Source organism: Streptomyces sp. 71268 (assembly GCF_029392895.1).
In the GTDB taxonomy this organism is placed as follows: domain Bacteria; phylum Actinomycetota; class Actinomycetes; order Streptomycetales; family Streptomycetaceae; genus Streptomyces.
In genome coordinates this window covers 7,592,321-7,605,251 of the sequence record NZ_CP114200.1, presented here as the reverse complement: position 1 = coordinate 7,605,251, position 12,931 = coordinate 7,592,321, and the positions used below count along the sequence as shown (strand labels likewise).

Genomic DNA, 12,931 nt, shown 5'->3' with positions numbered 1-12,931 from the left:
ATGACCAGCACACACGACCAGCAGCCCGGACCGGTGGACCAGGAGGTCCTGGACGGCCAGTCCGCCTACCACCCGCGTGCCCTCGCCTTCTACGACCTGGTGGTGTTCCGTGGCAGCGCCCCGCTCTTCTGGCGCTGCTCGCCGCGGAACTTCCTCCGGATGTACGCCACCAGCGTCGGGGCCAGCCACCTGGAACTCGGCGTCGGCACCGGCTACCTCCTGAGCCGCACCCGGTTCCCGGTCTCCAACCCGAAGATCACGCTGGCCGACCTCAACCCCAGCACCCTGGACTTCACCGCGCGGCGGCTGGCGTTCTACGAGACCACCAAGGTCGTCGCCAACGCGCTGGAGCCGCTCCCGGTGCCGGCGGAGAGCCACGACTCGGCCGCCCTCAGCTTCCTGCTGCACTGCGTGCCGGGCAGCCTGCGGGAGAAGGGCGTGGCCATCCGGCACGCCGCGGCGGCGGTCAGGCCCGGCGGCACGGTGTTCGGCAGCACCATCCTGTACGCGGGGGTCCCGGTGACCCGGTCCGGGCGGTGGCTGATGAACAACCTCAACGACAAGGGCGTCTTCCACAACTCCGAGGACAACCTGGAAGACCTCCGCGACCAGTTGAAGCAGAACTTCGACGACTTCGACCTGGTGACCCGCGGCAGCGTCGCGCTCTTCCGGGCCCGTAAGCCCGCGTGAGCCCGGTCCCGCACCGGGCCGACACCCCGCGTGGCCGCACCCCGCCGCCCAGCACCGCCCCCCGCTCCCACCCCCGACAAACGTGCCCGTCCTGCCCGTCCCGCCGCGACGACGCCGTGGGCCCACCACACGGAAGAGGAACCACACCCATGACCGCACGCTGGTATCCGATCGAGGAGGCCGACGACACCCTGTTCGCCACGGCCCCGCTCTACCACGCCCGCTCGGTGGAGGTGCCGTACTCGGCACAGGAGACCTGGGAGGCGCTGACCGGGGACGGGGTGTCGAGCTGGACCAAGGGCATGCGGCGACTGACCTGGACCTCGCCGCGGCCGTTCGGCGTCGGAACCACGCGAGAGATCGAGATGGGCGGTGACTTCACCCTGCGCGAGCGCTTCTTCCGCTGGGAGGAGGGGCACCGCAAGACGTTCACCGGGGTGGCCGGCACCCGGTCGATCTTCCGGCACCTGGTGGAGGACTACGTCGTGGAACCGACCCCGTACGGCGCCCGGTTCAGTTGGCGCTGGGCGGCCGAACTCAACCGGCCCTGGTCGTTCTTCGGTCCGGCCCTGGACAAGCTCTCCTTCGCCCCGGTGGGGCGCTCCCACATCGACGGCCTGCCCGGCTACATGGCCACCCAACGGGCCGCCGCCGGCCGCTGACGGGCCGGCCGCCAGCTCGCCGGGCTGCCCGGCCCCTGCCCAGCCATCGCAGAACCGTCACGGGAAACACCACAGGAAACACCACAGGAAAGAGGACGTATGTGCGGGATCACCGGGTGGATCGCCTTCCGGCGGGACCTGAGCGCTGAACAGGCCGCGTTGGACGCGATGACGGCCACCATGCTGTGCCGGGGCCCGGACGCCGAGGGAACCTGGCTGTCACCGTCCGCCGCGCTCGGGCACCGTCGGCTGTCCGTCATCGACCTGCCGGGCGGCGTCCAACCCATGGTCGCGCCGACCCCGGACGGCCCGGTGGTCCTGACGTACAGCGGCGAGGCGTACAACTTCGTCGAGCTGCGCGACGAACTGCGCCGGCGTGGGCACGCGTTCCGCACCGCGAGCGACACCGAGGTGGTCCTGCGCGGCTACCTGGAGTGGGGCGAGGGCGTCGCGGACCGGCTCACCGGCATGTACGCGCTGGGGATCTGGGACGGGCGGGCGGACAGGCTGGTCCTGCTGCGTGACCGGCTCGGCATCAAGCCGCTGTACTACTACGAGACCGAGGACGGAGTGGTCTTCGGCTCGGAGGCCAAGGCCGTCCTCGCCCACCCCGAGGTCGAGCCGGTGGTGGACACCGACGGCATGCGCGAGCTGTTCGCGTTCGTCAAGGAGCCGGGGCGCTCGGTGTGGGCCGGCATGCGCGAGGTGAAACCCGGCAACCTGGTCGTGCTGGACCGCTCGGGCCTGCGCGAGCGCGCGTACTGGAGCCTGGAGGCCGCCGAGCACCGCGACGACACCGAGACCACCGTACGCCGCGTGCGCGAGCTGCTTGAGGACAGTGTGCGGCACCAGGTGGTGGCCGACGTGCCGCAGTGCGTCCTGCTCTCCGGCGGGCTCGACTCCAGCGCCCTGACCGCCCTGGCCGGGCGCCACCTGGCCGAGCGTGGCGAGCGGACCCGTACCTTCACCGTCGACTTCGAGCAGCCCGAGGCGTTCCGCCCCGACGAGCTGCGCGGCTCGCAGGACGCGCCGTTCGCCCGCGAGGTGGTCGAACACGTCGGGACCGTGCACCACGACATCCGGCTCGACCACCAGGAGTTGGCCAATCCCGAGGTGCGGCGGGCCACGGTCACCGCCCGCGACCTGCCCTTCGGCTTCGGCGAGGCGGACAACTCGCTGTACCTGTTGTTCAAGGCGGTACGCGAGCACTCTACGGTAGCCCTTTCGGGTGAATCGGCGGACGAGATCTTCGGCGGCTACCCGTGGTTTCACCACCCGACGGTGCAGCAGGCCCCGATGTTCCCGTGGGTGACGGCCTCCGGGCTCAGCCCCAAGTCCCACCCCACCAAGCTGATCAGCCCGGAGCTGCTGGTCGGCACGCTGGATGTGCCCGGCTACTGGCAGCACCGTTACGCGCGGTCGGTGGCCGAGATCCCGGCGGTGCCGGGCGAGGACGAGCACGAGCGGCGGATGCGCGAGTTCTGCTACGTGCACCTGACGAGCCTGCTGGGGATGCTCCTGGACCGCAAGGACCGGATGAGCATGGCGGTCGGTCTGGAGGTACGGGTGCCGATCTGCGACCACCGCCTGGTGGAGTACGTGTACAACACGCCCTGGTCGATGAAGACGTTCGACGGCCGCGAGAAGAGCCTGCTGCGCGCGGCCGTCCAGGACCTCCTGCCGCGCTCGGTGGTGGAGCGGGTGAAGGCCCTCTACCCGCACACCCAGGAGACGCGGTACGTAAGCGAACTCCAGCGCCAGGTGGCCGAGTTGCTGACCGACGACCACCGCGCGGTGGAGTTCTTCGACCGGGACGCCCTGACCAAGGCCGCCCGCGGCCTGCCCGAGGCCGTCGAGCCCGACGAGCGGGAGGCGTTCGAGCGGGTGCTCGACCTGGCCGTCTGGCTCGACGTCCGCCGTCCGACCATCAAGCTCTCCTGAGGAGCCACCGACCATGCCAGTCGACAACGACGTGTACAACCACCTCTCGTGGTGGGACGACAACCAGCCGTTCGCCACCCTGGAGGCGTTCACCCCGCCCCGGTTCGACTACTTCCACGAGGTGCTGACCAGCCGGCTCGGCCTGGACCTGACGGGCCAGCGGATGCTGGACATCGGCTGCGGTGGCGGACTGCTCGCCGAGCGGTTCGCACGGGCGGGCGCCCAGGTCACCGGCGTGGACCCGTCGGGCCCCTCGCTGAAGGCCGCCGCCGAGCACGCCCGCGCCGAGGGGCTGAGCATCCGCTACCAGGAGGGGTTCGCGGAGCAGCTCGACTTCCCCGACGCCTCCTTCGACCTGGTGTACTGCTGCGACACCCTGGAACACGTCACGGACACCGACCGGGCGATCAGCGAGGCGGTCCGGGTGCTCAAGCCCGGCGGCTACTACCTGTACGACACGATCAACCGCACCTTCCGGTCCAAGCTCGGCATGATCAAGATGGCGCAGGACTGGAAGTCCGTCCGCTTCGCGCCCAAGGACCTGCACGACTGGAACGGCTTCATCAAGCCCGCCGAGCTGCACGCCCTCTTCCGCACCCACGGCCTGCGCAACGAGGACCTGGTCGGCTTCGCCTCCAGCCGGCCGCCGCTGGAGCTGCTGCGCGCGATGCGCAGCCGGGCGCGCGGCGAGATCACCTACGGCGAGTTGGGCCGCAGGTTCCAGCTCAGGGCGGCCAAGGACACCTCGGTCATCTACGGCGGCTACGCCAGGAAGGTCGCCTCGTGAGCACCGGCGAGAGCGCCACGCATCCCACCCGCACCGCGTTCCAGGAGGCTCCGCACGTGCACGTACCGGTACTGATCGTGGGCAACGGCCCGGCGGGACTGACGGCCTCGCTGGCGCTGTCGCGTTACGGCATACGGCATCTGGTGGTCGGCAAGTACGAGACGAGCGCGAACACCCCCCGCGCCCACCTGCTCAACCAGCGCACCGGCGAGATCCTGCGCGACCTGGGTGTCGAGGAGGCGGTGCTGGAGGCGGCGACGCCCAGCCCGCTGCTGGCCAACCACGTGTTCATGTCGACCTTCGCGGGTCCCGAGGTCAGCCGGCTCGACGCGTACGGCAACGGCCCGGACCGGATCGGCGACTACCGCGCCGCCAGCCCGAGCCAGATGTGCAACCTGCCGCAGCACCTGCTGGAGCCGATCCTGGTCCGGGAGGCGGAGCGGGCCCACGTGGGCGAGTTGCGCTTCGGCCAGGAGTTCCTGCGCATGACGCAGGACGCGGACGGGGTCACCGCGGTGATCGCCGACCGTCGAACGGGCCTGGAGTACGAGGTGCGCTGCGACTACCTGATCGGCGCGGACGGCGCCAACAGCCGGGTGATGGAACAGGCGGGGCTCACCCTCGCGGGGCAGACCGGCCTGGCGAAGGTGGCGTCGATCTGGTTCGAGGCGGACCTCTCCCGCTACTGCGAGGACCGTCCCGCGATCCTGTACATGGGCGCCGTGCCGGGCAACCCGCCCGAGGACGGCCGGGTCTTCGTCAGCATCAGGCCCTGGAACGAGTGGGTCTACCTGCGCTTCTTCGGCCCCGACGAGGAGTTCGACCCGGACGACCACGAGGAGGTGGTCGGCCACATCCGGGAGAGCGTCGGCGACCCCTCGGTCAACGTCACGATCAAGCACGTCTCGCCGTGGGAGGTCAACGCGGTCGTCGCGCCCCGGTACGCGTCGGGGCGGGTGTTCTGTGTCGGGGACGCCGTGCACCAGATGCCGCCCACCAACGGCCTCGGCCTGAACTCGGCGGTCGCCGACGCGTTCAACCTGTGCTGGAAGCTGCGGCTGGTGCTGGAGGGGACCGCCGGGCCCGAGCTGCTCGACACCTACCAGAGCGAGCGGCTGCCGGTGGGCGGCCAGATCGTCGACCGCGCGGTCCGCAGCATGCTGGACTTCCTCGCCATCCCGGCGGCGCTGGGCTTCACCGCCGAGCAGAGCGCCGCGGAGCAGTCCGCGCTGCTGCGCGGCCTCGCCGACGACACACCGGAGGCGGCCGAGCGCCGGGCGGCCCTGGCCGCCGCGACCCACCAGATCAACTACCAGGTCAACGCGCACGGCGTGGAGATCGGCTACCGCTACCGCGCCGGGGCCCGAGTGGACGACGGCACGCCGGAACCCACGCAGGAGACCGACCCCGAGCTGTACTACCAGCCCACCACCTGGCCGGGCGCCCGGCTCCCGCACGCCTGGCTGGAGGACGGCCGGCGCCGGGTCTCCACGCTCGACATGGTCGGCCGGGGCCGGTTCGTCCTGCTCACCGGCCGCGGCGGCGAGGCGTGGCACGATGCGGCCGGCGAGGCCACGCGGCTGACCGGGGTCACCGTCACGGTGCGCACCATCGGCGCGGCGGAGGGCCTGCGCGACCCGTACGGCACCTGGGAGCGGCTGCGCGAGGTCGACTCGGACGGCTGCGTCCTGGTGCGCCCAGACGGCCACGTGGCCTGGCGCGCCCAGACCAGTGAGGTGGCCACCGAACTACCGAAGGTGCTGGCCCGCCTCCTCGGCGCGACCCCGGAGCGGGCCCAGCGCTGACCCGCGTACCGCTCGGAGTACGGGTGCGGGGGTACGGCCGCCACGGCGGGCCGCGCCCCCGCACGGCCGTGCCCGCTCCGTGCTTTCGGCCCGTCGGCACGACGCGCCCACTCGGTGCGAGGGCGGAACGCACCGGCTCGCGCGGTCACCCGGGAGGCTGGTCAGGGGCGGGGTCGGGTGGCCGTGTCGAGGTAGAAGGCGTCGATGCTCTGGACGGCCTGCTCGAACTCCTCGAGGTTCACGGGCTTGGTCACGTAGGCGTTGGCGTGGCTGCTGTACGCGCTGGTGACGTCGTCCGGGGCGGTGGACGTGGTGAGCACGACCACGGGGATGGTCTGCAGGTCCTCGTCGCCCTTGAGGATCCTCAGCAGCTCGCGGCCGTTCATCCGGGGCATGTTCAGATCGAGAACGATGAGGTCGGGCCGCGGGGAGTCGGGGGCGCGCAGGTGTTCCAGCGCGGCGACTCCGTCGGTGACCCGGACCAGGTTGCGGGCTCCACGCTCGGAGAGGGCTTCCTCGATGAGCATGGCGTCGGCGACGTCGTCCTCGACGAGCAGGACGTCGAGGGGGCGGGCGGGGGTGGCCATCATCGGGTGCTCCGTGGGTTTCTCGTCTGAGTGGTGGAAAAGGCCCGGCCAGCGACGCCGGGCGCCCTGGCGGGTCATGCCGCACGCGGAGCCGAGCTGCGGATAGCTGGCGCCCGCGCGGGCGGCCGCCACGGCCGCCTCACGCTGGAGCCGTTCGGTGGCTTGCTGGAGATGGTCGAGCACGTGGAGCAGGGCCAAAGCCTCCGGTAGCTCGCCCGATGCCCAGCGTGGGGAGCCTGTCTCCAGCAACTGTTGGGTAAGGCGCCGTGCAAGGCCGTCCACCGCCACGTCAGCGATGGCGGCTGTCTCGTGCGAAGTGGTCCGCAGGTCGAAGTTCTTGCCTGGCATGCCTCGCACCCTAGGCCCCCCAGGCCGCCCGCGACAACAACAGTTGTCGCCCCCTACAGTGTGCTGGCCATACTTACCGAGGCCCGGGGCGGCTTGTCCCAGCGAATCGAGGAGTGCACGAGATGACCGGCGAAGAGAGACCGCCGCGCCCGCGTGGACTGGCCGGGTGGACGACCCGCCGGTGGCTCCGCGTGGGGGTGTCCGTCTCCCTGGCGGTACTGGCCGTGCTCGGCGCGACGGGAGCCTGGGTCCTGGCGCGGACCGAGACGATCAGCGAGGACCTCGTGGACGTGCGGTCCCCCGCGCTGATCACCGCGGTCCGCCTGGAGTCGGCCGTGCTCAACCAGGAGACGGGAATCCGCGGCTACGGGATCACCGGCGCGCCGGAGTTCACAGCGCCCTACCGGCAGGGGCTCACCGAACAGCGGGCGGACCTGGAACGGCTCGCCGACCTGCTCGCGGACGACCCCGACGGCCGGGCCAGGCTGGAGGCCGTACGCAGGGCCGTGGCGCGGTGGCAGGAGAGGGTCGCGCGGCCGATCGCCGACGCGCCGCCGGACGCGGTCTCGGCCCTGGCGGCCGAGCGGGCGGCGGAGGGCAAGGTGACCTTCGACGTGGTCCGCGCCGCGCTGAGCGACCAGGAGCGGCACCTGCGCGCGGACCAGGCCCGGTCCAGGGACGACCTGATGACCACGCTGACCGTGCGGAACTGGGTGTTCAGCGCCATCGGCGTGCTCATCCTCGCCCTCGCGGCCCTCATCTTCGAGGGGCTGCGCCGCGGCATCACCAGGCCGCTGGACCGGCTCGGCGCGGATGCCCGCACGATCGCCGGCGGTGACTTCGATCACCCCATCCACCCCTCGGGACCGGCCGATCTGCGACGGCTCAGCGGCGAGATCGACTCCATGCGCCGGCGTCTCGTCCGGGAACTGGCCTTCAAGGAGGAGGCGCGGTCGCGGCTGGACGCGCAGGCCGCGGACCTCCAGCGCTCCAACGCGGAGCTGGAGCAGTTCGCGTACGTGGCCTCGCACGACCTCCAGGAGCCGTTGCGCAAGGTCTCCAGCTTCACCCAGCTCCTCCAGCGGCGCTACGGGGGGCAGCTCGACTCCCGGGCCGACCAGTACATCGACTTCGCGGTCGACGGCGCGAACCGCATGCAGGTCCTCATCAACGACCTTCTCGACTTCTCCCGGGTCGGGCGGCTGCACAACACCCACCAGAGCGTCGACCTGGAGCAGGTCCTTGAGCGCACCCTGTCGACGCTGAGCGTCGGCATCGAGGAAGCCGGCGCCACGATCACCCACGACCCCCTGCCCACCCTGACCGCCGACCCCACCCAGATGGGCATGCTCTGGCAGAACCTGATCGGCAACGCCGTCAAGTTCCGCCGCCCCGACCAGGCGCCGGAGGTGCACGTCACGGCGCGCCAGGAGGGCGAACTGTGGCGGTTCACCGTCACCGACAACGGCATCGGCATCGATCCCGAGTACGCCGACAAGGTCTTCGTGATCTTCCAGCGGCTGCACACCAAGGACGCCTACTCCGGAAGCGGCATCGGCCTGGCCATGTGTAAGAAGATCGTCGAGTTCCACGGCGGCACCATCGCCGTGGACACCTCGTACCAGGAGGGCGCACGCATCAGCTTCACCCTCGCCCCCGAGCCGCCGGAGGCCGCCGACGCGCCCATCGCCACGGACGCCGACCGCTCCGAGGAGGAGCAGGCCCGATGACCGCGCCGGTGACCACCACGGACCGATCGTCCGCCGACGAGCAGACGTACCACATCCTGCTGATCGAGGACGACGAGGGCGACACCCTGTTGGTCGAGGAACTCCTCCACGACACGGGGTTGAGGTTCGAGCTGACCACGAGCACCACGTTGGCCGACGCCCGTGCCGCCCTGACCGACAGGCGGATCAACTGCATCCTGCTCGACCTGCACCTGCCCGACGCGTCGGGCACCGGTGCGGTCACCGCGATCCGGGCCCTGGCCCCACACACCGCTGTGATCGTCCTCACCGGCCTCTCCGAGGCCCAGGCGGGCACCGACGCCATGGCCGCCGGCGCCCAGGACTACCTGGTCAAGGGCAAGGTCGAGGCGGACCTGATGCACCGCACGGTGCGCTACGCCGTCTACCGGAGCCAGACCGAACGCGCGAACGCCGAAGCCCAGGCCGCCCGCCTGCGGGCGGAGGAGAACGCCCGTCTGGAGCGGGGCCTGCTGCCCCAGCCCCTCCTCGACACCTCCGCCGTGCGCGTCACATCCCGCTACCTGCCCGGCGCCGAGATGACCCTGCTCGGCGGGGACTTCCTGGACGTGGTGGAGGGGGACGACGGTCTGCTGCACGCGGTGGTGGGCGACGTCAGCGGGCACGGCCCCGACGCCGCCGCCCTGGGTGTCTGCCTGCGCATCGCCTGGCGCTCCCTGGTGCTGGGCGGGCACCGGGGGGACGACCTGTTGCACCTGATGGAACGCATCCTGATCGCCGAGCGCGGCAACCAACAGCTCTTCGCCACGTGCACCCTCCTCACCCTGGACCAGGAGGCGGCCACCGCCACCCTCCACCTCGCCGGCCACCACGAGCCTCTCCTCACCACGGCCGACGGGACCCTGGAACTGACCGCCGCACACGGCATCGCCCTGGGCATCGTCCCGGGGGTGGACAGTTGGCCCGCCACGGTCATCGACCTCCCCGCCGCCGGAGCCCTCACCCTGTACACCGACGGCCTCACGGAGGGACACAACGGCCCCGGGCGCGAGCGGCTCGGCGTCGAAGGGTTGCTGACCCTCATCGACGGCCTGCCACCGACACCCCCGGCCGCCCACGTCGACCTGCTCATCAAGGAAACCCACGAGCTGAACGCCGGTCGGCACTCCGACGACGTCGCCGTACTGCGCCTCGACTGGGGCAGCCTGCCAGCCAACGGCTGAGACCGAGGCCGGCTCGTCCGGCTCCCGCACGGCGCGTACGGGCACGCGGCCGGTCGCCGGGCCGGCCGCGCGTCGCGCGGTTCCCCGTCGCCCCCAGCCCTGCTCGTGCTGGGCTAGCCGTGCTGTCCGGGGAGGTTGGTGCCGGTCGGTGTAGGGGACTGCGGATGTCGCCCTCGGACAATCCGTCCAGCGTCCAGACGATGGCCGCGCGGGCGGTTCTCAGGTAGCGGTGCGGGTCGTCTTCGGGACCATGGGGCGTTATGGGAGCCGAGTCCCGCGCCACCGGCATCTACCCAGCGCGGCGCGGCCCGCGCGATCATCGGCACCGTAGCCACCGTCGGGTGCTACAGCGTGTGCCCAACGCCGCGATCACCATCGCTTCCGGTACCTCCGCCCGCGCGCCGCCGGGTGCCACACGCGTTCAACGGCCCAACCCACCCTGACAGCCGCACGCAGGAAGGCCCACCCCACGATGACCGACAGCCCGAGCATGCGGGTCCCCGATGTCTACGCCGGGATTCTGGGGGCCAGCTCTGAGGAGCCCCACCGTCGCGATCAGGAATTGGCCCACGCCCTCCTCACCGCGGTCCCCTCGGCCACCCTGGTCGCCCACCACACCCGCGCCTTCGTCCTCTCCGCCGCGGAAGCCTGCGTACGCCAGCACGGCATGACGCAGATCCTGGACCTCGGCGCCGGTCGCCCCACCGCGCGGAACGTCCACGATGTGGCCCATGCCGCCGACCCGGCGGTGAACATCTGCTACGTCGACCACTCCCGCGCCGCCGTAGCCGCCCTGGAAGAACAGGGTCCCACCGACAGCGAGGGCACGGTGTCCTACCTCGTGGCCGACATCAGCGACCCCTACACCGTCCTGCGCTCCCCCGCCGTACGCGAGACCATCGACCTCGCCCGCCCCGCGGCCGTGCTCCTGGGCGCGGTCATCCCCTACCTCACCAACGTCGACGTCCCCGACATGCTGAAGACGTACACGGACGCGCTCGCCCCCGGCAGCATCCTCGTCCTCTCCCACGGCACGTACGACTTCGACCACTCCAAGACGCGACGGATGCAGGAGGTCTACGACAACTTCGGCATCCCCTCCCGCATGCGCGGCGAGAACGAACTCCGCGCCCTGATGGACCACGCGGGCGTCACCGTGCTGCCCCCGGGCATCGTGGCCACCAACCAATGGCGCCCCGACGGGGCGATCGAGGCCGACGCGAGCGAGGCGTGCATGTACGGCCTGTGGGGCCGCACCGGGTGAACCACTCGAGGGCGATGCGCCCACGGCGCCTTGATACGAGGGCGTCGCCAGCGCGACGGGCGCCACCCAGCGCCCGGGGCGCAGCACCCAGCACCCAGCACGAGCTTCGGCAACGGCGGCGTGGCCGAAACCGGGTAACCCACTTGCGCCTCAGGCGTCGTGCGCCGCGGGGCTCCGGCGTCTCAGCCTCGGTGGACGCTCACGGCGTAGCCGCCGCCGTCGTACGGGTGGGCGTCCCACGTCGCGAAGCGGTCGACGAGGGTGAGGCCCGCCGTGGCGCAGTAGGCGTCGTACTCCGCCAGGGTGATGCTGGGCGGCACCGGCAGGTGGGCCTCGTCCAGGCCGAACCCGGCGACCAGGAACCCGCCCGGGCGCAGGGTCGCGGCCAGCCGGCCCACCACCGCGGCCTCGGTGCCCGAGGCGAGCAACGGGAAGATGTTGCCGGCGGCGACCACCAGGTCGAAGCCCGGGGTGACGCCCAACTCAGCCAGGTCGAGATCGACCAGGTCGGCCTGGTACCACGGTAGTTCGGGCGCCTCGCGACGGGCTACCGCCAGCATGGACGCGTCGCGGTCGACCCCGACGCAGTCGTACCCCAGCTCCGCCAGCCGGATCATGACGCGCCCGGTGCCGCACCCGGCGTCCAGCACCCGCGCCCCGGCGGGGACCAGCGTGGCGCAGAACCGCGCCTCCCCGTGCATGTCCTTCCCGCTCTCGGCCAGGGCCGCGAACCGGGCGGCGTAGCCCTCTCCGGACGTCCCACCAGTGAGTTCTTCCCAACGGCTCATGCGGGACAGCGTAGGCGAGGGTCACGGAGCGTGGAGCAGCGCGCCCGCGCGAGCCGCTTCGGCCGCGCGGCCGGAACGGGGCACGGCGGGGGCCGGGGCGCTCACCGGGAACGCCGCCCGCCGCGTGCGCGCCGTACGAGGTCGTCGGCGGCCCGCGGCCACTGGGCATGGTCGAAGGTGAAGCCCGCTTCGAGGAGCCGGCCCGGGACGACGCGACGACTCTTCAACAGCAGCTCGGTGTCCGAGCGCAGCGCGAACGCGCCGATTTCGGCCATCCACCTGGTCGCGGGCAGTCCCACCGGCACGCCCCAGGCGGTGCGCAGCGCACGCATGAACGCGCGCTGCGGCAGCGGGGCGGGGGCGGCGAGGTTCACCGGGCCGCTGAGGTCGTCCCGGTCGACCAGGAACTCGACCGCGCGGACGAAGTCGTGATCGTGAATCCAGGACACGTACTGGGCGCCGCCCGCGACCGGGCCACCGAGCCCGAGCCGTGCCAGCCACGACAGGACGTCGAAGACGCCACCCCGGTCGGGGCTCATCACCATGGCGGCGCGCAGGGCGACCTTGCGGGTGTGCGGGGTGCCGGCCTCCTCCTGAGCCTGCTCCCAGTTCCGGGCGATGTCGACGCTGTAGGCCCAGTAACCCGGGACGCGGGGTTCCGTGCCGCCGAGCGCGCCGGTGGCCTCGTCGTTCGGCGCGTCGAAGCGGTGGGCGTAGATGGTGGCGGTGCTCATCTGCAACCACACCCGAGGGGGCCGGGAGGCGGACGCGATGGCCTTTCCCACCACCCGTGCGGAGTCCACCCGCGAGTCCATCATGGCCCGCAGGTTCGCCGCGGTGTAGCGGCAACTGACGCTGCGTCCGGCGAGGTTGACCACGACGTCACTGCCGTCGATCGCCTCGGCCCACGGCCCCAGCGTCCTGCCGTCCCACCGGACCTGCCGCTCGCGCACCGGCCGTCTGGTGAGCACCACGACCTCGTGACCGGCGGCGGTCAGCGCCCGATCCAGGATCGTGCCTACCTGTCCGGTTCCCCCAGGTATCACTATCTTCATGAGATTCCTCCTCGGCGTGGCACCGAGCTTAGGCCGCCCCTCGCCGCGCCGAGTGCGGGGGGCCTCGTGTCG

At 71.8% G+C, this 12,931-nt stretch carries 11 protein-coding genes; 8 read left to right on the top strand and 3 right to left on the bottom strand.

The window, feature by feature from the left end; translation table 11 throughout:
- The 5 genes from OYE22_RS30315 (at position 1) to OYE22_RS30295 (ending at position 5,885) form a co-directional block, all read left to right on the top strand.
- On the top strand, positions 1-690 hold the full coding sequence (locus OYE22_RS30315) for a class I SAM-dependent methyltransferase (protein ID WP_277323383.1): 690 nt from the start codon (positions 1-3) through the stop codon (positions 688-690).
- 149 nt (positions 691-839) lie between these two features.
- Positions 840-1,352, top strand: coding sequence for an SRPBCC family protein (locus OYE22_RS30310; protein ID WP_277323382.1), 513 nt, complete (start codon positions 840-842; stop codon positions 1,350-1,352).
- A 99-nt stretch (positions 1,353-1,451) separates the two neighbouring features.
- Positions 1,452-3,293 carry an asparagine synthase (glutamine-hydrolyzing) gene (gene asnB, locus OYE22_RS30305; protein ID WP_277323381.1) on the top strand — a complete coding sequence of 614 codons (1,842 nt, stop codon included), beginning with the start codon at positions 1,452-1,454 and terminating at the stop codon, positions 3,291-3,293.
- 13 nt (positions 3,294-3,306) lie between these two features.
- A complete protein-coding gene (gene ubiG, locus OYE22_RS30300) occupies positions 3,307-4,080 on the top strand; it encodes a bifunctional 2-polyprenyl-6-hydroxyphenol methylase/3-demethylubiquinol 3-O-methyltransferase UbiG (RefSeq protein WP_277323380.1) in 774 nt (257 codons plus the stop codon).
- Positions 4,077-5,885: an FAD-dependent monooxygenase gene (locus OYE22_RS30295; RefSeq protein WP_277323379.1), complete on the top strand. Its 1,809-nt coding sequence runs from the start codon at positions 4,077-4,079 to the stop codon at positions 5,883-5,885. Before ubiG ends, OYE22_RS30295 begins: the two co-directional genes overlap by 4 nt.
- Positions 5,886-6,046: 161 nt before the next feature.
- Here the strand turns inward: OYE22_RS30295 and OYE22_RS30290 are convergent, their stop codons facing one another.
- The gene (locus tag OYE22_RS30290; protein WP_277323378.1) at positions 6,047-6,820 is read right to left on the bottom strand and encodes a response regulator; all 774 of its coding nucleotides are present in this window, start codon (positions 6,818-6,820) and stop codon (positions 6,047-6,049) included.
- A 122-nt stretch (positions 6,821-6,942) separates the two neighbouring features.
- Here OYE22_RS30290 and OYE22_RS30285 point away from each other — a divergent pair, with 122 nt between their 5' ends.
- The 3 genes from OYE22_RS30285 (at position 6,943) to OYE22_RS30275 (ending at position 11,016) form a co-directional block, all read left to right on the top strand.
- On the top strand, positions 6,943-8,550 hold the full coding sequence (locus OYE22_RS30285; protein ID WP_277323377.1) for a sensor histidine kinase: 1,608 nt from the start codon (positions 6,943-6,945) through the stop codon (positions 8,548-8,550).
- Positions 8,547-9,752, top strand: coding sequence for a fused response regulator/phosphatase (locus OYE22_RS30280; RefSeq protein ID WP_277323376.1), 1,206 nt, complete (start codon positions 8,547-8,549; stop codon positions 9,750-9,752). Before OYE22_RS30285 ends, OYE22_RS30280 begins: the two co-directional genes overlap by 4 nt.
- A gap of 472 nt (positions 9,753-10,224) precedes the next feature.
- The gene (locus tag OYE22_RS30275; protein WP_277323375.1) at positions 10,225-11,016 is read left to right on the top strand and encodes an SAM-dependent methyltransferase; all 792 of its coding nucleotides are present in this window, start codon (positions 10,225-10,227) and stop codon (positions 11,014-11,016) included.
- 182 nt (positions 11,017-11,198) lie between these two features.
- Here the strand turns inward: OYE22_RS30275 and OYE22_RS30270 are convergent, their stop codons facing one another.
- Positions 11,199-11,804, bottom strand: a complete 606-nt coding sequence (locus OYE22_RS30270; RefSeq protein WP_277323374.1) for a class I SAM-dependent methyltransferase — start codon at positions 11,802-11,804, stop codon at positions 11,199-11,201.
- 101 nt (positions 11,805-11,905) lie between these two features.
- The gene (locus tag OYE22_RS30265; protein ID WP_277323373.1) at positions 11,906-12,859 is read right to left on the bottom strand and encodes a TIGR01777 family oxidoreductase; all 954 of its coding nucleotides are present in this window, start codon (positions 12,857-12,859) and stop codon (positions 11,906-11,908) included.
- Positions 12,860-12,931: the final 72 nt, after the last annotated feature.

What these genes read in the sequence shown, in the direction of transcription:
- OYE22_RS30315 (WP_277323383.1), top strand. Translation starts at nt 1, where the DNA reads ATGACCAGCACACACGACCAGCAGCCCGGACCGGTGGACCAGGAGGTC.
- OYE22_RS30310 (WP_277323382.1), top strand. Translation starts at nt 840, where the DNA reads ATGACCGCACGCTGGTATCCGATCGAGGAGGCCGACGACACCCTGTTC.
- asnB (WP_277323381.1), top strand. Translation starts at nt 1,452, where the DNA reads ATGTGCGGGATCACCGGGTGGATCGCCTTCCGGCGGGACCTGAGCGCT.
- ubiG (WP_277323380.1), top strand. Translation starts at nt 3,307, where the DNA reads ATGCCAGTCGACAACGACGTGTACAACCACCTCTCGTGGTGGGACGAC.
- OYE22_RS30290 (WP_277323378.1), bottom strand. Translation starts at nt 6,820, where the DNA reads ATGCCAGGCAAGAACTTCGACCTGCGGACCACTTCGCACGAGACAGCC.
- OYE22_RS30285 (WP_277323377.1), top strand. Translation starts at nt 6,943, where the DNA reads ATGACCGGCGAAGAGAGACCGCCGCGCCCGCGTGGACTGGCCGGGTGG.
- OYE22_RS30280 (WP_277323376.1), top strand. Translation starts at nt 8,547, where the DNA reads ATGACCGCGCCGGTGACCACCACGGACCGATCGTCCGCCGACGAGCAG.
- OYE22_RS30275 (WP_277323375.1), top strand. Translation starts at nt 10,225, where the DNA reads ATGACCGACAGCCCGAGCATGCGGGTCCCCGATGTCTACGCCGGGATT.
- OYE22_RS30270 (WP_277323374.1), bottom strand. Translation starts at nt 11,804, where the DNA reads ATGAGCCGTTGGGAAGAACTCACTGGTGGGACGTCCGGAGAGGGCTAC.
- OYE22_RS30265 (WP_277323373.1), bottom strand. Translation starts at nt 12,859, where the DNA reads ATGAAGATAGTGATACCTGGGGGAACCGGACAGGTAGGCACGATCCTG.